General features: G+C 62.5%; 16 protein-coding genes and 1 pseudogene. 5 read left to right on the top strand and 12 right to left on the bottom strand.

What is annotated here, in order from left to right; all coding sequences use genetic code 11:
* Positions 1–125: pseudogene (locus tag NEZ08_RS25785) on the top strand (cupin domain-containing protein); the annotation flags it as partial.
* 146 nt (positions 126–271) lie between these two features.
* Here the strand turns inward: NEZ08_RS25785 and NEZ08_RS12375 are convergent.
* The 6 genes from NEZ08_RS12375 to NEZ08_RS12400 form a co-directional block, all read right to left on the bottom strand.
* Positions 272–1,522 (bottom strand): flavin-dependent oxidoreductase, encoded by a 1,251-nt coding sequence (locus NEZ08_RS12375; RefSeq protein ID WP_298107202.1) that lies wholly within the window; start codon positions 1,520–1,522, stop codon positions 272–274.
* Positions 1,523–1,607: 85 nt separating this feature from the next.
* Positions 1,608–3,959, bottom strand: a complete 2,352-nt coding sequence (locus NEZ08_RS12380) for a bifunctional salicylyl-CoA 5-hydroxylase/oxidoreductase (protein ID WP_298107204.1) — start codon at positions 3,957–3,959, stop codon at positions 1,608–1,610.
* Between the two features lie 230 nt (positions 3,960–4,189).
* On the bottom strand, positions 4,190–5,026 hold the full coding sequence (locus NEZ08_RS12385) for an enoyl-CoA hydratase family protein (protein ID WP_298107205.1): 837 nt from the start codon (positions 5,024–5,026) through the stop codon (positions 4,190–4,192).
* Positions 5,027–5,038: 12 nt separating this feature from the next.
* Positions 5,039–5,800, bottom strand: a complete 762-nt coding sequence (locus NEZ08_RS12390; RefSeq protein WP_298107207.1) for an SDR family NAD(P)-dependent oxidoreductase — start codon at positions 5,798–5,800, stop codon at positions 5,039–5,041.
* A 115-nt stretch (positions 5,801–5,915) separates the two neighbouring features.
* Positions 5,916–6,803, bottom strand: a complete 888-nt coding sequence (locus NEZ08_RS12395) for a sulfite exporter TauE/SafE family protein (protein ID WP_298107208.1) — start codon at positions 6,801–6,803, stop codon at positions 5,916–5,918.
* A gap of 300 nt (positions 6,804–7,103) precedes the next feature.
* Entirely contained in the window at positions 7,104–9,488 is a 2,385-nt protein-coding gene (locus tag NEZ08_RS12400) for an EAL domain-containing protein (RefSeq protein WP_298107259.1), read from the bottom strand.
* 341 nt (positions 9,489–9,829) lie between these two features.
* Here NEZ08_RS12400 and NEZ08_RS12405 point away from each other — a divergent pair, with 341 nt between their 5' ends.
* Positions 9,830–10,987: an ABC transporter substrate-binding protein gene (locus NEZ08_RS12405; protein WP_298107210.1), complete on the top strand. Its 1,158-nt coding sequence runs from the start codon at positions 9,830–9,832 to the stop codon at positions 10,985–10,987.
* A 30-nt stretch (positions 10,988–11,017) separates the two neighbouring features.
* Here the strand turns inward: NEZ08_RS12405 and NEZ08_RS12410 are convergent, their stop codons facing one another.
* The 3 genes from NEZ08_RS12410 to NEZ08_RS12420 are packed head-to-tail and all read right to left on the bottom strand — an operon-like array spanning position 11,018 to position 14,774.
* Complete coding sequence (locus tag NEZ08_RS12410; protein ID WP_298107212.1) at positions 11,018–13,405, bottom strand: xanthine dehydrogenase family protein molybdopterin-binding subunit; 2,388 nt, start codon at positions 13,403–13,405, stop codon at positions 11,018–11,020.
* Positions 13,402–13,899, bottom strand: coding sequence for a (2Fe-2S)-binding protein (locus tag NEZ08_RS12415; RefSeq protein WP_298107214.1), 498 nt, complete (start codon positions 13,897–13,899; stop codon positions 13,402–13,404). The genes NEZ08_RS12410 and NEZ08_RS12415 overlap by 4 nt, the downstream gene beginning before the upstream one ends.
* Entirely contained in the window at positions 13,896–14,774 is an 879-nt protein-coding gene (locus NEZ08_RS12420) for a xanthine dehydrogenase family protein subunit M (RefSeq protein WP_298107215.1), read from the bottom strand. The genes NEZ08_RS12415 and NEZ08_RS12420 overlap by 4 nt, the downstream gene beginning before the upstream one ends.
* A gap of 322 nt (positions 14,775–15,096) precedes the next feature.
* On the opposite strand from NEZ08_RS12420, the gene NEZ08_RS12425 reads away from it, so the two are divergent.
* A complete protein-coding gene (locus NEZ08_RS12425) occupies positions 15,097–16,185 on the top strand; it encodes an LLM class flavin-dependent oxidoreductase (protein ID WP_298107216.1) in 1,089 nt (362 codons plus the stop codon).
* A gap of 106 nt (positions 16,186–16,291) precedes the next feature.
* Here NEZ08_RS12425 and NEZ08_RS12430 read toward each other — a convergent pair whose 3' ends face one another.
* From NEZ08_RS12430 to NEZ08_RS12440, 3 genes are read right to left on the bottom strand one after another with little or no spacing between them, the layout of a single operon-like run.
* A complete protein-coding gene (locus NEZ08_RS12430) occupies positions 16,292–16,978 on the bottom strand; it encodes a TetR/AcrR family transcriptional regulator (RefSeq protein WP_298107217.1) in 687 nt (228 codons plus the stop codon).
* Positions 16,975–17,541 (bottom strand): flavin reductase family protein, encoded by a 567-nt coding sequence (locus tag NEZ08_RS12435; protein ID WP_298107218.1) that lies wholly within the window; start codon positions 17,539–17,541, stop codon positions 16,975–16,977. The genes NEZ08_RS12430 and NEZ08_RS12435 overlap by 4 nt, the downstream gene beginning before the upstream one ends.
* A 7-nt stretch (positions 17,542–17,548) precedes the next feature.
* Complete coding sequence (locus tag NEZ08_RS12440; RefSeq protein ID WP_298107261.1) at positions 17,549–18,706, bottom strand: acyl-CoA dehydrogenase family protein; 1,158 nt, start codon at positions 18,704–18,706, stop codon at positions 17,549–17,551.
* 350 nt (positions 18,707–19,056) lie between these two features.
* Between NEZ08_RS12440 and NEZ08_RS12445 the strand changes: the two genes are divergently transcribed.
* The gene (locus tag NEZ08_RS12445; RefSeq protein WP_298107219.1) at positions 19,057–20,040 is read left to right on the top strand and encodes an NAD(P)-dependent oxidoreductase; all 984 of its coding nucleotides are present in this window, start codon (positions 19,057–19,059) and stop codon (positions 20,038–20,040) included.
* A 369-nt stretch (positions 20,041–20,409) separates the two neighbouring features.
* Positions 20,410–21,663 (top strand): ABC transporter substrate-binding protein, encoded by a 1,254-nt coding sequence (locus tag NEZ08_RS12450; RefSeq protein WP_298107220.1) that lies wholly within the window; start codon positions 20,410–20,412, stop codon positions 21,661–21,663.
* Positions 21,664–21,720 lie beyond the last annotated feature (57 nt).

Raw genomic sequence — 21,720 nt, forward strand, 5'->3', positions numbered from 1 at the left:
CGACGCAGAAGCTCTATGACCTGTTCTGGGGCATTCACAACATGAAGGAACAGACGCCCGACGCAGTCGTCGCGCTTGCCGCCGAGCACAACATCCACTTCCTGCCCCCGCCGCCGGGAGCGTGATCTCACTCCTCTAGCGGGCTGAGGGTTAGGGGTGAGGGAATTTTCCGTAGATCGAAGCTCGCGGAGATTCTCCCACACCCAAGCCTTGACCTCTCCTCTCAAGCGAGGCGGAGGTGCCAGCGAACAAGCGCCCTCCTCGCAGCAAGCTAGCCCCGCACCGCCGCCAATCCCGGCACAGCGGCGAAGCCCGCCTTGCTGGCATAGCCGCGCACGATGGCTTCGCGCTGGGAGTAGCTCAGCACCTTGTCGATATCGGTAAAGCCGTCCGGCGCGAGCTGCTCGACTGCGTCGATCACGCCCTCCGGCCCGCCGCGGCGGTTTGAGCGCACGATCTCGGCCGTCATGGGCAGGCGCTTCTGCTCGTAGGCGACCAGCGCCTGACGCGGATGTTCGGATCGCACGAGCAGATCGGCAAGACAGCGCGCATCCAGAATAGCCTGCGAAGCGCCGTTCGAGCCGACCGGATACATCGGATGCGCGGCGTCGCCGAGCAGCGTGACGCGTCCGCTTGACCAGTACGGCAAGGGATCGCGGTCGCAGGTCGGATATTCGTAAAACTCCGGCGTTGCCGAAATCAGACTGGCGACGTCGATGTGCGGCACCGAAAACCGGGCCACGTGCGGCATCAGCTCTTCGCGCCGGCCCGGACGCGACCAGTCTTCGCGGCGCGGCGGCGGCGAGCTGCCGTCACCGATCTTGACCAGCACTGCCCAGTTCGTCAGCCGGTTGGACGGGCTGGAGCCCTGCGCGATCGGGTAGACCACGACCTTGGCATTGAGGCCGCCCGCGACGATCATCGAGCGGCCGGTCAAAAACATCGGCCAGTCGCGCGCGCCGCGCCACAGCATCAGCCCGTTCCAGCACGGCGGACCTTCGTTCGGAAACAGCGTCTCGCGCACGCGCGAATGAATGCCGTCGGCGCCGATCAGGATGTCGCCGCGCACGGTCTTGATATGATGACCTGAGCGATCGAAGAAGTGTGCGGTCACGCCGCCCTCGTCTTGGGTGAACGCGCCGAGGCGATGACCGGTGTGAATGGATTCCTTGCCGAGCCGTTCCTCGACCGCGCGATGGATGACGCTTTGCAGGCGTCCGCGATGGATCGAAAATTGCGGCACGTCGTGGCCGGCGTCGACGCCGCGCGTGTCGCGCCAGACCTCCTGGCCGTGACGGTTGAGATAATAAAGCACGTCGGTGCGGATCGAGACGTCGTCGAGCTTCTGCAACAGGCCGAGCTGGGCGAGTTCGCGGATCGCGTGCGGCAGCGTGTTGATGCCGACGCCGAGTTCGCGGATGGTGTCCGCCTGCTCGAACAGCTCGCAGCCGATGCCGCGCGCGGTCAGCATCAAGGCCGTGGTCAGACCACCGATACCGCCGCCGACGATAATCGCTTTCATCGCCTTAACTCCACGCAACCCGACTCGCCTCTCACCCTGCCCGCCAAGCGCGGGGCGCGAGGGCCGACCCAGCGTGCCATCCGGCCTATTCGGCCGCAAGCGGCTTTGTGGCCTCCGCCTTCAGCTCGGCGCGGGTCTTCGGCTTAGCCTTAATTTTAAGCTCTTCCAGGTCCTGCCGGTCCCTGACGCTGTTGCGGAAAATCTGCTCCTTGCCGGGCAGGTATTGCGGCGGGCAGAAGACATCGTCGGCGCCGTACCAGGCGGCAGCCTTCATCGTAAAGCCGGGGTCGACCAGATGCGGGCGGCCGAGCGCCACAAGGTCCGCCCGGCCGGCGGCCAGAATGGTGTTAACCTGGTCCGCGGTCGTGATGTTGCCGACGCACATCGTCGCGACGCCGGCTTCGTTACGGACCTGATCGGAAAAAGGCGTCTGGAACATGCGGCCGTAGACCGGCTGCGCGTCGCGCACGGTCTGTCCCGTCGAGACGTCGACGAGATCCACCCCGGCCTCGGCAAAGGCGCGCGCGATCTTCACCGCGTCGTCGCCGGTGATGCCCCCCTCAGCCCAGTCGGTCGCAGAAATGCGCACCGACATCGGCTTGTGCGCGGGCCAGGCCGAGCGCAGCGCTTCGAATATTTCCAGCGGATAGCGCAGACGATTTTCCAGCGAGCCGCCGTACTGGTCGGTGCGCCGATTGGTCAGCGGCGAGATGAAACTCGCGAGCAGGTACCCGTGGGCGCAGTGCAGTTCCAGCATGTCGAAGCCGCACCTTTCACCGCGCTCCGCGGCTGCGACGAACTCGGCCTTCACACGGTCCATTGCGGCGCGGTCCATCTCGCGCGGGACCTGGCTGTCATGGAAGTATGGCACCGGGGACGCCGAGATCACGTCCCAGGCGCCTTCCTCCAGCGGACGATCGATGCCGTCCCACATCAATTTCGTGGCGCCCTTGCGGCCGGCATGGCCAAGCTGGAGACAGATTTTTGCAGCGGAATTGGCATGGACGAAATCGACGACGCGCCACCACGCCTTCTCCTGCTCGTCATTCCACAGACCGGCACATCCCGGCGTGATCCTTGCATCGCGTCCGACGCATGTCATCTCGGTGAAGATCAGGCCGGCGCCGCCCATCGCGCGCGAGCCGTAATGCACGAGGTGGAAATCCTGCGGCACACCTTCTTTTGCCGAATACATGCACATCGGCGACACCACCGCGCGGTTGGCAAGCTGCATCTCGCGCAGGCGGAACGGCTGGAACATCGGCGCGCGGGGCTTTTCGACATCGACGTCAAAGCCAAGATTGCGCACGTGGCGCGCAAAGGCCTTGTCGACCTCGCCGACAAAGTCCGGCGCGCGCAGCGTGAGATTGTCGTAGGTGATCGCCTTCGCCCGCGTCATCACGCCAAAGGCAAATTGCACAGGATCGAACTCCAAGAAGCGATCGAGATGCTCGAACCAGACGAGTGAAACGTCGGCGGCATGCTGGGTCTTCTCGACCTCCTCGCGGCGGCCCTGCTCGTAAAGAGCCAGCGCGCCCTGAACTGTCGGCGCGTCGCGCATGGCGTCGGCGAGCGCGATCGCGTCTTCCATCGCAAGCTTGGTGCCTGAGCCGATCGAAAAATGTGCGGTCGCCTTGGCGTCGCCAAGCAAGACCATGTTGTCCTTGACCCAGCGCTGGCTGCGGATCATCGGAAAATTCCGCCACATCGAGCGGTTGGTGAGCAGAGGGTGCCCCTCAAGGAACCAGCCGAAGATTTCCGCCATGCGATCGGCCGATTGCTTCTCGTCCAGCCCTGTCAGACCGGCGCGTTTGAAGGTATCGGGATCGGTCTCGAAGATCCAGGTCGAGCGTCCGGCCTCGTATTGGTAGGCATGGGCGATGAACGGCCCCCACTCGGTCTCCTGGAAGATGAAGGTGAAGGCGTCGAGCGGCCGGGTCGAGCCCATCCAGGCAAACACGTTGGAGCGAAGGTCCACTTCCGGCTGGAAATAGGCAGCATGTTTTTCGCGGAATCGGCTGTTGATGCCATCCGCCAGCACGATGAGGTCGGCGTCGGCGAAACGCGCCTCGTCGTCGATCTCGGTCTCGAAGATCAGCTTCACGCCGAGTTCGCGCGCTCGGCCCTGAAGGATCAACAGCAGTTGGCGACGCGAGCAGCCGCAAAAGCCGTTGCCCCCGACGCGATGCACCGTGCCACGGAAATGCACGGCGATGTCGTCCCAATAGGCGAATTCCTGCGTGATCCAACGGTAGCTCGATGGATCGTGCTTTTCGAAATTGTCGAGGGTCGCGTCGGAAAACACCACGCCGAAGCCGAAGGTGTCATCGGCGCGGTTGCGTTCATAGACCGTGATGTCGGCCGCGGGACGCTGCTTTTTCAGCAGGATCGCCGAATAGAGACCAGCCGGTCCACCGCCGATGATCGCGACCTTCATGGGAACCTCATCCGCGCTTCGAAAGCAGAAATTATTTTAAACCTAAAATATCTCGACGGCAAGCGTCTTGCGCTGGTGCCGCTTAGCGCAAAAAATCCGTCCGTCTCGTCTTGGCCGGATCTCGTCCGGCCGTCCACGCCTTTTGGCTTCGATAAATAAGGACGTGGATGCCGGCACCAGGCCGGGCATGACCGCCGACGTTCGAGGCGTCGAGCCGGAATTGACTGCCTTCAATTTCCCTTGAACACCGGTTTGGTCTTTGCGGCAAAGGCCTCGAACGCCCGAGTGAAGTCCTCGGTCGTCATGCACAGCGCCTGCGCGATCGCCTCGGCTTCGATGGCTTCCTCCACCGACATTGCCCATTCCATCGCCAGCATCCGCTTGGTCATGGTGTTGGCAAAGGTCGGCCCCGCGGCGATTTCGTTCGCGAGCGTCTGGGCCTGCGGCAGCACCTCGGAAGGCGCGACGATGCGGCTGAAGAAGCCCCAGCGTTCGCCCTCCTCCGCGCTCATGAAGCGGCCGGTGTAGAGCAGTTCGGAGGCGCGCGCCTGGCCGATGATGCGCGGCAGGATGGCACATGCGCCCATGTCGCAGCCGGCGAGCCCGACCTTGTTGAACAGGAACGCGACCTTGGCGCCGGTGGCAGCCAGCCGCATGTCGGACGCCATCGCGATGATCGCGCCCGCGCCGGCGCAGATGCCCTCGACGGCAGAGACGATCGGTTGCGGACAGGCCCGCATCGCCTTCACCAGATCGCCGGTCATGCGGGTAAAAGCAGTCAGCCCCTTGGTGTCCATCTTCACCAAAGGCCCGATGATCTCGAACACGTCGCCGCCGGAAGAAAAATTGCCGCCGGCACCGGAGACGACCACGGCCTTGACCTCATCATCGAAGGCGAGAGCGCGGAAGAAGTCGGTCAGTTCGCGGTAGCTGTCAAACGTCAACGGGTTTTTGCGCTCGGGACGATTGAGCGTCACGCCGGCGACGCTGCCTTCGACCCGCAGCAGGAAATGACGCGGCTGATATTGCGCGAGCGGAGTCGAGACGGGATTGGCTGGCTGGCTCATGGATGCTTCCTCTCAAATTTCTCCCCCGGCGACCGCAATCGCCTGACCAGTGACGGCGCTTGCGCCCTCGCCGCACAGCCACAGCACGGCGTCGGAGACTTCCTGCGGCGAGACGAGACGGCCTTGTGGATTGTGCCTGGTCAATTCCGCCATTGCTTCCGCGTGGTCGCGCCCGGTTCTTTTCTTGATGGTGTCGATAGAGCCTGCGACCAGATCGGTATCGGTAAAACCGGGACAGACGGCATTCACGGTGATGCGCGTCGAGGCCAATTCAAGTGCCAGCGAGCGAACGAGGCCGATCGCCGCATGCTTGGCCGCTGCATAGGCGCTGACGTAAGGGTAGCCCTTGAGGCCAGCCGTCGAGGCAATCACGACGATGCGGCCAAAGGGCTGCTTCCGCATCGACGGCAGCGCCGCCTGGATGCTGTTCACCACGCCCATGAAGTTAACGTCCAGCATGCGCTTGAACAGCGCCGCATCCGATTTCGCAAAAGGAGCGGACTCCGCCGCGCCCGCATTGGCGATCATGATATCGATCGGCCGGCGGGCGGCAGCCTCTTTCAGCGCTGCGACGACGGCGGCTTGATCGGTCACGTCAGCGACCGCCGAAAATCGCGCATCGCCTCGCGCAATCAGCTCTTCGAGTGCTGCATTCTGACGGCCAAGCGCGGTGACGACGGCGCCTGCTCTCGTCAGCGTCGCGGCGATTTCGCGGCCGATGCCGCGCGCTGCGCCGGTGACGACAGCATGTGGGGAATGCGGCAGTCCCGCCATACGCCACCTTCCCGAATGAAAAGACCACGTCGAGGACCTGGATATATTTTAAACTTCAAGCTTTGGCAAACGAATCCGGCCGGTCGGCCCGGACCTAACGGGCAGATTCAGTCGATCAATGCGCGGGGCGTGCGCCGATCGCAACAGGCACGACCACGCCCCCGCGTGGTGCCCGCGCCGGCGCGCCCGCCGTAGCGGCGGCAACGTTTGGCGTGGCAGTGCGCCATTCTTCGGCGCCCAGCCTGCCCGCGACGACGACCAGGATCGCCGCGAGCATGAGCCGCAACGCCGTCTCGGGAACGCGGACTGCGCAATAGCTGCCGAGCGCAATCCCGGGCAGCGAGCCCATCAGCAGCACGCCCATCAATGGCCAGTCGATCGAGCCCAACGCCCAGTGACCGATGCCTGCGATCAGCGTCAACGGCACGGCGTGCGCGATGTCGGTACCGACAATGCGAGACATCGGCAATTCCGGGTACAGCAGCAACAAGGCGGTGGCCCCGACCGCGCCGGCTCCCACCGAGGAAATCGATACCAGCACGCCCAGAGCAATGCCGACGAGCACGGTGGCGCGCGCCACTGCAGCTCCGTCCAGGCTCTGCATCCGCGCCCGCAAATTTTCGGTCACGAATTTGCGGAAGATCAGCGAGAGCGCGGTCAGCATCAGCGCGAAACACAGCACCGAATTGACCAGGCTGCGTGCGGCGTCCGCCGGCAGGTCCAGGTGCCAGAGCAACAGCAATGTCAGGACACTGGCCGGGATGCTGCCGCAGGCGAGCCTTGCCACCGCGGGCCAGTGAATGGTTCGCTCCCAACCGTGCACGGCCGCGCCACCGGCCTTGGTCGCCGAAGCGTACAACAGGTCGGTGCCGACCGCAGTGGATGGGTGAACGCCGAACAGCAGGATCAACAGCGGCGTCATCAGCGATCCGCCGCCGACGCCCGTCATGCCGACCAAGAGTCCGACGCTGAAGCCGGACGCCACGAAAACAGGATCGATCACAGGCGTCCTGCACGTCTGGTCAGGGGCGTGCGATCACGTCCTTGCAGTCCGGCAGCCATGGTGAAAAATCCTCCTTTGTCCTAATTCGGAACTGAACGTCCTAGGATGCCATTAGGCTCCACCTGTCAGGTAGGATTATATTTCTCCACACGGCAATAGCGTCCATTAAAAAAGCATAATCCTTCTATTCGCGGGGTTTTCGAGGGGATTCTGGCCTATCGGGCGGCCATGCCGCGATTGCGCCGACCCATCCGGGGCCGTCCTGCATGGCATGCCAGGACAGGCGACCTGCGCCGGCCGTCACGCGGCGGCGGCGTGAAGCGGCTGGAAGGTTGCCGGTTGCTTTTCGAGTTCAGAGGCCGTCACCGGACGGCCCAGGAGATAGCCCTGCGCAAAATTGACACCGAGCGTCTTCAGCCCTTCGAGTTGCTCGATTGTCTCCACGCCTTCCGCCGTCACCGACATATCGAGCCCCCGCGCGAGCGTGACGACCGAGGAGATAATCGCCGAGCTCTTATAATGCGCTGACAGGTTGCCCATGAAGGACTTGTCGATCTTGATCTTGTTGAAGGGGAAGGTGGTCAGGCAGCTCAGCGAAGAATAGCCGGTGCCGAAATCGTCCAGCGCAAGCGAGACCCCGGTGCCGCTCAGCCGTTCCATGAAAGCGAGGTTTTCGGCCGCGCGCTCCAGCAGCACGGATTCGGTGATCTCGATTTCGAGCCGCTCCGGCGGCAATCCCGAATTCTTCAGCGCCGAGGCGATCACGTCGAACAGCTCCGCCTGCTTGAACTGCACCGGCGAAAGGTTGACCGAAACCCTGGTGTCAGCGGGCCAAAGCGTCGCGTCGTCGCAGGCCTGGCGAATGATCCATTCCCCGAGCGCTACGATAAGCCCGGTTTCTTCCGCGAGCGGAATGAACCGGTCCGGCGGGATCAGGCCCCGCTCCGGATGACGCCAGCGAATGAGCGCCTCGGCGCCACGCCTGCGTCCGCTCTGGACGTCAAAATACGGCTGGTAGTGTACTTCGAACTGGCACCGCGAGATCGCGTCCCGCAAATCGCCCTCAAGGGTGTTGCGCGCATCGAGCTCGGCGGACATGGCCTCGTCGTACACGGTGAAGCAGTTGCGGCCGGCGGATTTGGAACGGTAGAGCGCGAGGTCCGCCTTCTTCAAAAGCTGTTCGCGGTCATCGCCATGCTCGGGAGCCAGCGCGATGCCGATGCTGGTGCCGATTTCGACCTGATGCCCGGGAAGATCGAACGGCTCCGCGATCAGTTTCGAAAGCCGGCTCGCCAGATCGATCGCATTTCCGCGCTGATCGAGATGACCTGCCTGGATGATGGCGAACTCATCGCCGCCCAGTCGGGCCAGCACGTCTTCCTTACGCAGCGCCGATCGCAAGCGGGCCGCCACCTGCCGGAGCAGCGCGTCGCCGGCAGCGTGGCCGAGCGAGTCGTTGACGTTCTTGAAGCGATCGAGGTCGAGCATCAGGACCGAGAACATGCCGGGCAGATATTGCTGATCCGTGCCGGCGTGCTTGAGCTGGTCGAGAAAGAATGCCCGGTTCGGCAATCCGGTCAGAATATCAGTCTGCGCGAGTTCGAGCACGCGGCGGTTCGCCAATGCCAGTTCGCGCGAGTTGCGGCTGGCCATGCCGAGATAGACGCAGAGGAAAATAGTGACAGCGCAGCCCGCGGTGAGCACAGTCAGAGCGCGCTCGTAACGTACGGTCAAATGACCGCCCGCGGCGGGAAAGGCCTTCACCTGCCATTTCGCATCGCCAATGCGAAGCGAGCCGGACCAGTGCGGTTCGCTCTCAAGCGCGCGCATCATGAGGGGCGCCAACGGAACGGAGGAATAATCGGCATGGACCGCCTGCTTGCCCTCAACGGCAGGCGGAAACGCGGAAAGGACGACCGCGCGAGATTCAGGGCTATCGGTCCGGATCGATGTCAGGAGTTCCCCGATATTGAACATTCCGATCACGAAACCATTCAGGTTTCGCCGGCGATCCGCGACTGTGGCGCGCGAGGTCCCTTTCACATAGACCGGTACGGCGATCAACACGCCGTGAGAGTTGCCGCGGTCGCTCTGAAACAACTGAGTGGGAACGACCGCAACGGAATCGTTATCGCGTGCGCGTTGCAGCGTCGCCCAACGGATCGGATCGGTAGAATAATCCATCCCGTAAACACCGGAGGTCTTCGGCTCGGTCGAAAACAGGATCGGGTAGTAGAAATCCTTGTCCGGCGCGACGGAGACGATACCGCCCAACAACGATTTGAAATGGTAGCCCGGAACGCCATCGCTGACAGCGGCGCTTTCGAATTCCCCTCGTTCCTTGCGGTACACCTTCGGCAGCCAATGGACGCGAAGCACGCCCGGCTGGTGCTCGAATAACCGGCGGCCGAACACTTCGAACTCACTGCGCGTCACTTCCTCGTTGGCGGATTCGAACAAGGTGCGCAGCGTCACCAGGCGGCCGAGATATTCGTTGACGCCGTTCTGCATCTCGATCAGTTGGGTCGCAGCAACGCCATCGAACTCCGTCCTGATGGCGCGGCGTTCCCAGCGGGCAACCGCATAGGCGGCAGCGATCGTCAGCAACAGGCCGGCACCTGCGGCAACCCAGACGGGTCGATGCGGCGCGGTTCGCGATGCGAACGCTTTCCTCCGTTCGACCATGTCTTCCCTGCGATTATCGCCGGGATCTCGACCGCTCATCTTCACCCCTGATCGGAACGGCTGACGTAGCTGCTTACCGTTATGAGGCGGATGCTGGTTAAAAACCCTGAAGCGTCAGGGGGGATAGCGCCGGTTCTGGCCGCCGTAGTTAACGATCCCTGGGATCGGAATCGTCCGCTGCATCGCAACAGAGCATAGGAACGGACGAACTGCTGCCTCGAAGCAAAAACCTTGAAAGGACAGGGACCTGGAACCGTTGTCGGCGCGTCGAAATTAGCGACCTCTTCACCGCATGGCGCTATCTTCGAGCCGTTTCGCACCGATCGTTTACAAGTATTGGCATGCGTTTTTTACAACCCAGGATTTTGTATGGCCTGGTGCCAGTGTTGCTGGCCGGCCCGGTTCAGGCGGGCGAGGTTGGCGTCATGCCGGACCGGATCGTGTTCGGCCAGGCAGCGGCGCTATCCGGCCCTTCGTCGGCGCTGGGGCAGAAAATGCGCCAGGGTATCCTTGCCGCGTTTGCCGAGGTCAATGCGAAGGGGGGCGTGCATGGCCGCACGCTTCAACTGGTGAGCCGTGACGACGGTTATGACCCTGACCGCTCGGTCCTGCAGACCACGAAGCTGCTGCATGACGACAAGGTCTTTGCGCTGATCGGCGCCGTTGGCACTCCCACGTCGCTCGTCACCGAACCCATCGCGAAGGAGGAGAAAGTCCCCTTCATCGGTCCCTTCACTGGCGCGGGTTTCCTCCGGGAAAATGATCTCGATAACGTCGTCAACATTCGCGCCAGCTACAGCGCCGAGGCCGAAGCCTGGGTCAAGCACCTGACCGAAGATCGGCATATCAAGCGCATCGCGATCTTTTACCAGGACGATCCCTATGGCCGCGATGGTCTGGCCGGGGTCAAGCTGGCCCTGGCAAAGCGCGGCATGGAGCTTGCGGCCGAAGCAACTTATGAGCGCAACACCAAGGCGGTTGGCATGGCCATGCGCGTGCTGAAGCGCGCGGAGCCAGAGGCGGTGGTGATGGTCGGCACCTATGCGCCTTGCGCCGAATTCATCAAGCTTGCGCGGCAAAGCGGCTTCAACCCGGTCTTCGTCAACATCTCCTTTGTCGGCGCCGATGCGCTTGCCCAACAGCTTGGCCCCGACGGCGCTGGCGTGATCGTCTCGCAGGTCGTGCCATTCCCCTGGGATACGTCGGTCAAGGTCGTCGCCGATTATCAGGCGGCAGAAAAAGCCATCGATCCGGACCTTCCGCCGGATTTCGTTTCGCTGGAAGGTTATATTTGCGGCCGGCTCGCCGCCGCGGCGCTCGACATGGCCGGTCCCAACCCGACGCGCGCCGGGATGCTCCGGGTCATCAACGAAGTCGGTCAGTTCGATATCAGCGGCGACCATCTCACGGTCGGACGGAAGATGCGGGATTCTCCCGGCAGCGTCTTTCTCACCCTGATCCAGCCTGACGGCACTTTCAGGCCGGTCGACAAATTGTGACCTCGCTTTGCGGGCAACCGGATGTGCGAGTCAGATCCGCTTCAGCGCCGTCAGGATGAGCTGTGGCGTCAGCGGAATCTCCGTAATCACCGCGCCGAACGGCTTTAGCGCATCATTCACGGCATTGGCGACCGCCGCAGCCGCACCGGCCGTGCCCGCTTCGCCCGCTCCCTTTGCGCCAAGCTCGCTCTCGGCGGTCGGAGACACCACGTGGCCGACATCGATATCCGGCGTCTCGCCCGACATCGGCACCAGGTAATCCGCCATGTTGGCGTTGGTGAGCTGCCCGCGCTCGTCATAGATGCACTTCTCGAACAGCGCGGCGCCAAGCCCCTGCACCACGCCGCCCCGGATCTGCTCGTCGACCAGTTGCGGGTTGACGACGACGCCGCAATCTTCCACCACCCAGTGCTTCAGGAGTTTGACGAAGCCGGTATCGGTATCGACTTCGAGCCAGGAGGCCTGCACGCCGTTGGTGAAGGCGAACGGATATTGACGCGGCACGAAATGGCGCGTCGCCATCAGTTCCGGCTGGATCCCGGGCGGCAGCGTGTCGGGGCGGAAATAGACGATGCGCGCGAGTTCGGGCAGTTCGATGCGCGGGGAGCCGTCGCCCGCATTCACGATCCGATTGTTGGCGATGTCGAGTTCGGCAGGCGTCGACTGCAGGATGGCGGCGGCAACCTCCAGGATGTTCTTGCGCAGGACTTTTGCGGCCTGAAGCGCGGCCTCGCCGCCGATGCCGGCGCCGCGGGAAGCCCAGGTTCCGCCGCCATAGGGCGTCTGATCGGTGTCACCGAGGATGACGCGCACCTTTTCCATCGATACGCCAAGGACGCTGCCGACGATCTGCGCCGTCAGCGACTCCGATCCCTGCCCCTGCTCGGTGATGCTGGTCTGACAGACCACCGCGCCCTGCGCATCGAGCCGCACCGCCACGCCGTCCTGCGAGGAAATCTTCGCCCCACCCACGCCGTAGAATGCCGCGCTCGGATTGGTCACCTCGATGAAACTCGCAATGCCAATGCCGCGATGGATGCCTCTCTTGCACAATTCCGCCTGCTCGGTGCGAAGCGCGTCGTAGTTCATCATCTTGAGCAGCTTGTCCAGCGAGGCGTGGTGTGACAGCAGCTCGAAGCGCAAGCCCGCGGGCGACGTGCAGGGATAGGCATCGTCGGCGATCAGGTTGCGCCGGCGAATTTCGACCGGGTCCATGCCGATCTTCGCCGCGGCCAGATCGACAAGCCCTTCCGTGATCGAACACGCGATAGGATGGCCGACCGCGCGATACTGGCACATGACGTTCTTGTTCTGGAACACGACTCGAGCGCGGGCGCGGTAATTCGGCGTGACGTAGGGGCCGCCGACGAGATTGACCACCTGATTGGCCTCGATCGCGCTGGTGCGCGGATACATCGAATAAGGCCCGATGCCGGTGAGATCATCGATCTCGAACGCGGTGATGGTGCCGTCGCGCTTGACGCCGACGCGTGCCTTGCAGCGATGATCGCGAGCGTGGATGTCGGTATTGAAGCTTTCGATCCGGTCCGCGACGTATTTGACGGGGCGCTTCAACAGTTTCGACAGGGCGTAGGTCGCCATCTCGTCGGCATAAATGTGCACCTTGATGCCGAAGGAACCGCCGACGTCCTTGCAGACGACGCGAACCTGCGCCTCTTCCAGACCCAGGTGCAGCGCGGCGATGTTCTGCACCATGTGTGGCGCCTGCGTGCCCTGGTAGATCGTGAGCCGCGCTTCGGCGGCATTCCAGTCGGCGACCACCGAACGCGGCTCGAGCGTCACGCCGGTATGGCGGCCGAAGATAAATTCCGCCTCGGCAACTTCGTCCGCCTCGGCAAAACCTGCATCGGGAGCGCCGGCATCGAACGTGCGCTCGAACGCAAGGTTGTCACCCAGCGAAGCGTGAATGACCGGCGTTGCGGAATCCAGCGCCGTCCGCATGTCGGTGACCGCCTCCAGCTCTTCGTATTCCACCGCGACGAATTCGGCCGCATCTTCAGCGGCGGCGCGGCTTGAAGCGACAACGGCTGCAACAGCCTCGCCCTGCCAACACGCGCGATCGACCGCGATGGCGCGCTGCGGCGCAGACTTGAGGCCTTTCATATGCGACAGCACGCCAACCCATGGCGTGATGACATCCGCAAGCTCTTCTCCCGTAACCACCGCGACGACGCCCGGTTTCTGCTTTGCGGCTTGCGTATCGACCGACACAATCTTCGCGTGGGCATGCGGCGAGCGCACATAGACCACATGGGCCATGCGCGGCAGCTCCATGTCACTGACGTAGAGCCCGCGCCCCTGCAACAACCGGTCCAGATTCGGCCGCGGCACCGTCTTGCCGATATAAGAATTCGGCCGGTCGAGTTCTGAGAGGGTTGCGTGTGCCGGCTTGTTCATGGCGCGCGCCCTTCGTCGGAATTCTTGCGCGCCCTTGCGGTCGCTTCCACCGCATCGATGATAGCCTGATAGCCGGTGCAGCGGCAGTAGTTGCCGGAAAGATGCTCGCGGATTCGTTCCCGGTCCGGCTCGGCGTCCGCTTTGAGCAGGTCCTGCGCGGTGATCAGCATCGCCGGCGTACAGTAGCCGCATTGCAGGGCGTTGCGCGCGCGAAACGCTTCCTGAAGGTCGGATATCTCGCCGGAATCCGACAGTCCTTCGATGGTCTCGACGGAGGCGCCATGCGCCTGTACGGCCAGCATCAGGCAGGAGCGAACGATCTCGCCGTTGACCCGGATGGTGCAGGCGCCGCAGACACCATGTTCGCATCCGACATGCGTGCCGGTCAGTTTGAGGTTCTCTCGCAGGAAATCCGCCAGATTGGTCCGCGGCAGCACATAGGCTTCGACGTGTTCACCATTGACTTGCAAGGCGATGGGATGCGGCGCCGTCATGCCGTCCCTCCGGCTCGTAAATCCGCCCGGCCGAGCAACTCCGCCACGCAGCGCGCCAGCAGGACATTCGCCAGATGCCGACGCATACTCGCGCTCGCCTGCTGATCTTCGGGCGGATCAAGCGTGCCTTGCATTACCTTCAGGCTTTCGGACAACACCGCCGGGGTCACATCCGTGTTGAGCAACGCCGCCACGTTGACGCGCTCGGCCTTGGCGCCGACGCCAAACAAGACCGGCCGAATATCCGTGAGGCGCTTGTTGTCCACCACCGCCTGTGCCGCGAGGCCGACGATGGCGTAGTCGCCGTGGCGCCGGGCGAATTCCGAGAAGAAGTGAACGGCATTGGCAGCCGGAAGCGGCACTTCCACCGCCGTGATGATTTCGCCGGCGGAAAGCGCCGTCTCGTAAATTCCGATGAAGAAATCTTCGGCGGGAATCCGGCGTTCTCCATTGATGCCGCGAACGACAATTGTCGCGTCGAGCGCGATGACACAGGCCGGCAGTTCGGAGGCGGGATCAGCATGCGCGAGGCTGCCGCCGATCGTTCCGCGGTTGCGGATCGCCGGATGGGCGACATGGACGACGGCCTCCTTCAGAAGCGGCGCATGCGTCGCAATCTCAGCAGAATTTTGCAGATCGGCATGGCGCGTCACCGCACCGATCGAGAGCATGCCGCCTTGTCTCCTGATGCCGCGCAATTCGTCGAGCGCGCCGATGTCGACGATCAGCTCGGGCGCGAGCAAACGCAGATTCATCGCAGGCATCAGGCTCTGGCCGCCCGAAAGCACCTTCGCCCGCTCGCCGTGTTTGGCGAGAAGCGCGATCGCCCCTTCGACGCTCGTCGCGCGGGCATAGTCGAAAGCCGGGGCTTTCATTAGGCGAAATCCTCCCTGACGTCACGGTTCTGACATTCGTATGCCGTCGCGGCGAACGCTTTCACGAATGCCAGAACCAACGGGACAGTCAGCAGATATCAGTTTTCCAGTGTGGCTTTGGCTATGACGTTCCTTGAAGGGGGCGCCGCAGAACTGAAGGAGCGTCGGAGCCGCCACACGAGTGATGTTCCGGATTAGACGGGCCGGCCCGTCAAAGGTCAAGTTTGTTTATCGAACGATTATTTCTGATGACTCGCCCTGCGGATCGGCATAAGGGAAGAAAAAGTCGACGAGCCTCGACGCTTCAGGGAGCAGCAAGCGCATGAATTTGGGCTTCTTCACCATGCCGATCCATCCGCTCGGAAAGGATTGGCGCGTTTCGCTTCAGGAAGACCGCGAGGCATTTCTCCTGGCGGACGAACTCGGCTTCACCGAAGCCTATGTCGGCGAGCACGTCACCGACCGCGCCGAAAATATCACCTCCTGCATCGCGTTTCTGGCCTGGATCGCGGCCGCAACCAAGACGATGAAGCTCGGCACGGGCACCATCAACATGCCGAACACGCACCCCGCGGCGACCGCCGCCGTCCTTGCGATGCTCGATCACATGCTGGACGGCCGGCTGATCTTCGGCATCAGCCCGGGCGGGCTTCTGTCGGATGCGGAACTGTTCGGCAATCTCGATGCCAACCGCAACGAGATGTTCCTGGAAGCGATCAACCAGGTTCTCGAGATCTGGGCGAGCGAGCCGCCCTACAACATCAAAGGCAAGTACTGGAACATTTCGGTCGAACGAACGCTGATGGCCGATATCGGGCAAGGTTTTATCGCCAAGCCCTTGCAGCGGCCGCACCCGCCGATCGTTGTCACGGCCGTCGCCCCGTTCTCGAAGGGCGTCACGGAAGCCGCTGTTCGCGGCTGGGAGCCGATTTCGGCAAACTTTTTGATGCCGGCCTGGGTGAAAAGCCATTGGCCGAAATACGTCGAGGGCTGTGAGCGCGGCGGAAGGCCGGCCGATCCGGCCAACTGGCGCGTCGCCAAAAGTGTATTCGTCGCCAAGGACGCGGCGACTGCGAAAGCCTACGCAACCGATCCGGACGGGCCTTACGTCTATTACTACCGCTCGCTCTTCACCAAACTGAAGAAAAACGGCCGCATCGAACTTTTCAAGACAAGGCGCGATCAGCCTGACGACGAAGTCACGCTGGAATCGATCTGCGACAGACTGATTATCCACGGCACGCCGGAAAGCGTTGCCGACCAACTGCTCGCCTTCCAGGAAGAGGTCGGCACCTTCGGCACGCTGCTCTATGCCGGCAAGGACTGGAAGGACCGCGAGCTCGGCCGCCAATCGATGATCCTGATGGCGGAAAAGGTGTTGCCGCGGGTGAATGCGGGAACGGGTAAGTAGCAGGCGGGTTCTTTATCCTGAGGAGCGATCTCTTGGTCGCGTCTCGAAGGTTGAGGCCTCATGACTGGAGACAGCGCGAGCGCCTCTTCGGCAACAGGATGGCCACCTAGACCGCCGCCCTCACCGCTAACTTGCGAGCCCCCTCCTTCTCGCCGAACACTTGCGCGAAACCGGCAAGAAACGCATCGACCGCGTCGCTGATCATCTGCTCCTTGCTTTCCAGGACTGGCGCTTCGTAGATGAATTTGCGCACGCCATAATAGAAAATGCCCGAGTGAAACACCCAGGCCATTTCGAGTTCGGCCGCGCCCGGCTTGCCCTGAGCCGGCAGTCCCGCCTCATGCCGGCACTCCCGGATGATGCGCGACAAGATCTTGTCGCGGACGATGCCGACATAGGAGCGATTGATCTCCAGCCCCTTCAGGCCGGAGTAGAAATAGATTCGCAGCCATTTGCGGCTGAAGATCACGCCGGTATAGGCTTGGTAAAATTCCTTCAAGCGTTCGCGCAGCGGCCGGGTACGGTCGCCGAGCAGCTTTTCCCAGCCGTCTCCGAACGGTTCGAGATAGACCGTGCGGTAAACTTCCTTGATCAGATCGTCCTTGCTCGGGAAATAACGATAGAGCAACGGCTGCGTCACGCCGAGCCGATGAGCCAGTGCCCGCGTCCCCCCGCCAAACCCCTCTTCCGCGAAGAATTCGGTGGCCTTGGCAACGAATTCCTGACGGCGGTCTTCCGGCGACAGCCGCCGCTGCTTGGCCCGCGCACGCTTGACCGGAGTCTTCTTGCTCATGACCCCGCGGCCGACGGTGCGTTGGCGCTGACGAAACGGCCATAGCCGCCGCTGGCAAACAACAGTGGTTCCTGCTTGTTGTAGCTGTAAGCCTCGACGGCGCCGAGAAAGATCACGTGGTCGCCACCATAGTATCGGTTGGCAGCGCGGCACTGAAAACAAGCGACGCTGCCGGCGAGCAACGGCGCATTGCCGAGCCCCGGCTTCCAATCGACGCCGGCAAAGCGATCGATGGTGGATTTCGCGAATATCGAAGCCAGTGCCTGCTGCGAGGCGCCGAGCACATTCACCGCAAAATGGCTGGCGTTCTGGAAGATCGGCAGGCCCTGCGAATACATCCCCAGGCTCCAGAGCACGAGCGGGGGATTGAGCGAGACGGACGCGAAGGAATTGCAGGTCAGCCCGTAAGGTTTGCCGTCGCCGGCCATCGCCGTGATGATGGTGACGCCGGTGGCGAAGGTGCCGAGCGCGTTGCGGAAATCCCGAGCGTCAAGCGCGGAGTTTCCGCTTGCCAGTTCGTTGGCGATCTCCGGTTCGGGCACATGGGTTGGCTTATCGTTCATTCTGTCTCTATAGCGTCAGATTGTCGGAGGGCAATCCAAGCACGACCCGCCCGTAATTGGTGCCAGCCGCATCGAAATTGAAGGCAATATGAGCGTTGATCGCATGCGCGTCCCGGAATTGGCGCTGCAATGCCCCGGACGTATAAAGGCCGCGCGCGCCGCTCGCCGCAAACAACAGCGAAACGGCCTCGGTGCAAAGGTTGACCGAATAGGCGCCGTCGCGCCGCATTTTCGTCTTGGCGGCCATGTCGGGAATGTGTCCGCGCCGGGCCTCGCTGAGCGCCTCGATACAGGCCTGGCGCATGATTAACCGCGCCGCATCGATCTTGGAGGCGGCTTCGGCAATCTTGATCTGGGTGGTCTGGAGATCGCCGACCTTGGCGCGATTATAGGTCGAGGCGCGGTGCCGCGCGAGATCCACGTAATCGTCGAGACAGGCCTGCGCGTTGCCAAGCGCGACGCCCGAGAGAACATAGGGAAACAGCGAGAACACCGGAAGGCGGTAGAGTGCGTTCGGATTGACGGCGCTGCCGGGCGTGGGCCCGCCGGCTACTTCGTGGACGCCAACTGTCATCGCCTCGGGCACAAAGGCGTCGCTTACCTCGACATCGTTCGATCCCGTGCCGCGCAAGCCGGTCGCGTCCCAGGTGTCGTTGATACGATAGTCGCTCTTGGGCAAAAGGAAGATACGGTATTCGATGCCGTCGGCTTCATCCTCGGATGACACCACACTGGCCAGCATATTCCATTCGCTGCAATTCACGCCGGAGGAGAAGGGCCAGCTGCCACGCAGCACATAGCCGCCATCGACCTTTCGGGCGCGACCGGCGGGAAAGATAAAGGACGAGGCAATCAGCGCATCCGGGTTCTTGCCCCATACGAGGTCCTGTGCCCGGGGATCGAACATCGCCAACATCCAGTGATGACTGGCGAGGTTGGCGAAGGTCCAGGCTACCGAGGCATCGCCCTGCCCGAGTGCGTCGGCGCAATCGATCAGCGCGACGTAATCGAGTTCGGAACCGCCGACGCGCTTGGGCTGCACGATCCGGAACAAGCCGCTCTCGTGCAACTCGCGCTCGGTCTCCGCAGCAAGGCTGCGAAGCTGTTCGGAACGGAATGCCTCCTCACGCAGCCGCGGGGCCAGGGCTGCCGCGCGCGCCACCATCGCCGCATAAACGCGGCCGTCTCCATCCGTCCCGGAAGGGGACACGGCATCGTTTCTCAAATCGGCAACTGTCATGCCGCGCTCCTCCCGGTCGCGCCCGCCCTCTTATATGCTTATACGCTCGATTCTTGGTCCAGGCTGCCGTCGAAGCGCGGGTCGAAACCCGCTTGAGCGAAGGACGCCGAACCCTGTTTATCGCTTGATCACTAATTAAGGCCCGGCTGACGCGGCCCGTCAATCGAATTCGGCGAAGAACGAGCGGGCCGGATGGTTGAAGGGTGCAGCGTTGTTAATGCGGACTTGCCCGGCCGATCCTGCCGTACAGATAAGAGCTCCGGCCACCGCGGCGCATGTGTCTGCGATTGTCTGATGGCGGATCAATCGTTATTGAAGGCGCGAGGTTTGCGCGCCATGCTGGCGCTGGTTCTTTCGGCGGGAAGACTTTCATGGACAAGACAGTCGGGATCATCGGGCTTGGCATTATGGGCGGCGCGATCGCGCGCAATCTCGTGGAGCGTGAATGGCATGTGGTCGGCTTTGATACCGATCCCGCCAAATGCGCCGAGCTTGCCGAAGCCGGAGTCGCCGTCGTCGAGAGCGTGGCGCTCGTTGCCCGCAGCGTGCCGATCATCATGACGAGCCTGCCGACCCCGGCAGCCGTCGAGAGCGTCGCCAAGTCGATTGCCGAATCCGGTCAGCCGCAGCGCATCGTGGTCGAACTCTCGACGCTGACGCTCGCCGACAAGCTTCGCTTCGAGGCGATCCTGAAGACGGCCGGCCATATTCCGCTTGACTGCCCACTTTCCGGTACAGGCGCGCAGGCCAGGATGCGCGACCTGATCGTCTATGCCAGTGGCGACAGCGCGGCGATCGCGCGCTGCGGCCAACTCTTTGCCGACTTCTCCAAGCAAAGCGCGGATCTCGGGGCCTACGGCAATGGCAGCCGAATGAAATTCGTCGCTAACCATTTGGTCGCTATCCACAACGTCGCGACCGCGGAGGCCATGATTTTGGCCGAGCGCGCCGGCCTCGACCCAAAGCTGGTCGTCGAGATGGTTGGCCCCGGCGCCGGCGGCTCCCGCATGTTCCAGATGCGGGCGCCGATGATGGTCGAAGGCAAATATGAACCGGCCACCATGAAGGTCTCGACCTGGAAAAAGGACATGGCGATCATCGCCGAATTCGCCGGCGACGTCGGTTGCGAAACGCCGCTGTTTACGCTGACGCAGCCGGTCTATAGCCAGGCCATGGCTATGGGATTGGGCGACCAGGACACGGCCTCCGTGTATGAAGTGCTGAAGAAGACCATCGTCACCGCGCCCAAGAGCGGCTAAACGGGCCGCGGCGGGTCCTAATTGTCGCTCGCAATCTCGTTACCGCACCGCATCAAAAACGCCGCCTGGTGCGGCGAATTTGAAGTTCCTGTCAGTGTTGAAGCAAGTTCTTCAGAGAAACCTCAAATTCGAAGCCGCACTACAAATCAATAAGTTACTAGAGCTCCTTTGATTGCGAGTTCGCCTCAGAATTTGCCGCGACCGTTAGCGAACTCCGGGGATCGGAGCTCAAGGCGCATTTCGACTTTAGTGCGTGACGGATCCTGCCCGGCGTCTGTGGTTATCACTTGATCATTTAGTGCTTCCGTCGGATAAATTGGCCAAGCCAAAAAGGCACGGATAGCTCGGCTGATTGCCGCGGGAGGGACCATGACGATTTCACGACGACAGTTTGTTGTATCTGCCCTCGCCGGCGCGGGCGCAGCGAGCCTGGCGAGCCCAAACCTTTCATTTGCACAAGGTAGCGGACCGGTTCGCGTCGGGCTTCTGGCGGCCAAAACCGGGCCACTTGCCTCCGGCGGTATCGACATGGAACTGGCGCTGACCATGTTCCTGAAGGATCGCGACCACACACTTGGCGGGCGCAAGGTCGAGCTGATCGTGGCCGACACGGCCGGCGTCCCGGCAACGGCGCGCACGAAGGCGCAGGAGCTGGTAGAGAAAAACAACGTCCACTGCATCATCGGCCCGCTCGCGGCCTTCGAAGCGCTCGCAATCATCGACTATCTGACCGAGAAGCAGATACCGACCTTGGGCGTCTCGGCCGCCGAGGACATGACCCAGCGCCATCCGAGCCCGTGGTACGTCCGCCTGACCTCGACCTCGGCACAATGCGCCTATCCGCTCGCCGAATATTCGTTCAAGGAACTCAAGTACAAGAAGATCGTCACCATCGCCGACGATTTCGCCTATGGCCATGAAATGTGCGCCGGCTTCCAGCGCGTGTTCGAGGATAATGGCGGCAAGATCATCCAGAAGATTTTTACCCCGCTCGCGACGCCGGACTATGGCAGCTATGTCGCGCAGGTGAAGACCGATGCGGATGCGATCTTCCTCGGCACAGCCGGTTCGAACGGCTTCCGCTTCCTGCGTCAGTTCATCGAATATGGCCTGAAAGACAAGATCGCCGTGATCGGCGGCATGACCGCGCTCGACGAATCGGTGCTGCGCAATATGGGCGACGAAGCGCTGGGCATCATCACGACGAGCTGGTACTCGGCAACGCTCGACAACCCCCTCAACAAGGTCTTTGCACCGGAGTTCCGCAAGCAGTTCAAATATGACCCCGGCTATTATGCCGCGAGCACCTACCTCTCCGGCGAAGTGCTGGAAGGCGCGCTCAAGACGATCAAGGCCAACGCCGAAGACAAGAAGGCGCTGATGGCTGCGATCCGTGGCAACAATGTCGACACGATACGCGGGCCCATCAAATTCGACGAGTTCGGCAACGTCATCGGCAATGTCTACATTCGCAAGGTGACGCGCACCGACGGCCGGCTGGTCAATTCCGTGATCAAGACCTATCCGGACGTCAGCCAGTTCTGGACCTACAACAAGACCGAATTTCTGAAGAACCCGGTCTATTCGCGCGACTACCCGCCGGCCAAGAATCTGGAGCTCTAGCTTTCTGGTTCAGGTTCAGATCCTCATCCACGCGGGGAACCGTCCTCCCTCTCCCAT

Source organism: Bradyrhizobium sp. (assembly GCF_027451485.1).
In the GTDB taxonomy this organism is placed as follows: Bacteria; Pseudomonadota; Alphaproteobacteria; order Rhizobiales; family Xanthobacteraceae; genus Bradyrhizobium.

Excerpts from the sequence above, each read along its gene's own strand:
- NEZ08_RS12450 (WP_298107220.1), top strand. The coding sequence starts at position 20,410 with ATGACGATTTCACGACGACAGTTTGTTGTATCTGCCCTCGCCGGCGCG.
- NEZ08_RS12425 (WP_298107216.1), top strand. The coding sequence starts at position 15,097 with ATGAATTTGGGCTTCTTCACCATGCCGATCCATCCGCTCGGAAAGGAT.
- NEZ08_RS12385 (WP_298107205.1), bottom strand. The coding sequence starts at position 5,026 with ATGAGCCAGCCAGCCAATCCCGTCTCGACTCCGCTCGCGCAATATCAG.
- NEZ08_RS12400 (WP_298107259.1), bottom strand. The coding sequence starts at position 9,488 with ATGGTCGAACGGAGGAAAGCGTTCGCATCGCGAACCGCGCCGCATCGA.
- NEZ08_RS12440 (WP_298107261.1), bottom strand. The coding sequence starts at position 18,706 with ATGGTGGCGCGCGCGGCAGCCCTGGCCCCGCGGCTGCGTGAGGAGGCA.
- NEZ08_RS12420 (WP_298107215.1), bottom strand. The coding sequence starts at position 14,774 with ATGAAAGCCCCGGCTTTCGACTATGCCCGCGCGACGAGCGTCGAAGGG.
- NEZ08_RS12380 (WP_298107204.1), bottom strand. The coding sequence starts at position 3,959 with ATGAAGGTCGCGATCATCGGCGGTGGACCGGCTGGTCTCTATTCGGCG.
- NEZ08_RS12410 (WP_298107212.1), bottom strand. The coding sequence starts at position 13,405 with ATGAACAAGCCGGCACACGCAACCCTCTCAGAACTCGACCGGCCGAAT.
- NEZ08_RS12415 (WP_298107214.1), bottom strand. The coding sequence starts at position 13,899 with ATGACGGCGCCGCATCCCATCGCCTTGCAAGTCAATGGTGAACACGTC.
- NEZ08_RS12445 (WP_298107219.1), top strand. The coding sequence starts at position 19,057 with ATGTGTCTGCGATTGTCTGATGGCGGATCAATCGTTATTGAAGGCGCG.
- NEZ08_RS12430 (WP_298107217.1), bottom strand. The coding sequence starts at position 16,978 with ATGAGCAAGAAGACTCCGGTCAAGCGTGCGCGGGCCAAGCAGCGGCGG.
- NEZ08_RS12435 (WP_298107218.1), bottom strand. The coding sequence starts at position 17,541 with ATGAACGATAAGCCAACCCATGTGCCCGAACCGGAGATCGCCAACGAA.
- NEZ08_RS12375 (WP_298107202.1), bottom strand. The coding sequence starts at position 1,522 with ATGAAAGCGATTATCGTCGGCGGCGGTATCGGTGGTCTGACCACGGCC.
- NEZ08_RS12405 (WP_298107210.1), top strand. The coding sequence starts at position 9,830 with ATGCGTTTTTTACAACCCAGGATTTTGTATGGCCTGGTGCCAGTGTTG.
- NEZ08_RS12390 (WP_298107207.1), bottom strand. The coding sequence starts at position 5,800 with ATGGCGGGACTGCCGCATTCCCCACATGCTGTCGTCACCGGCGCAGCG.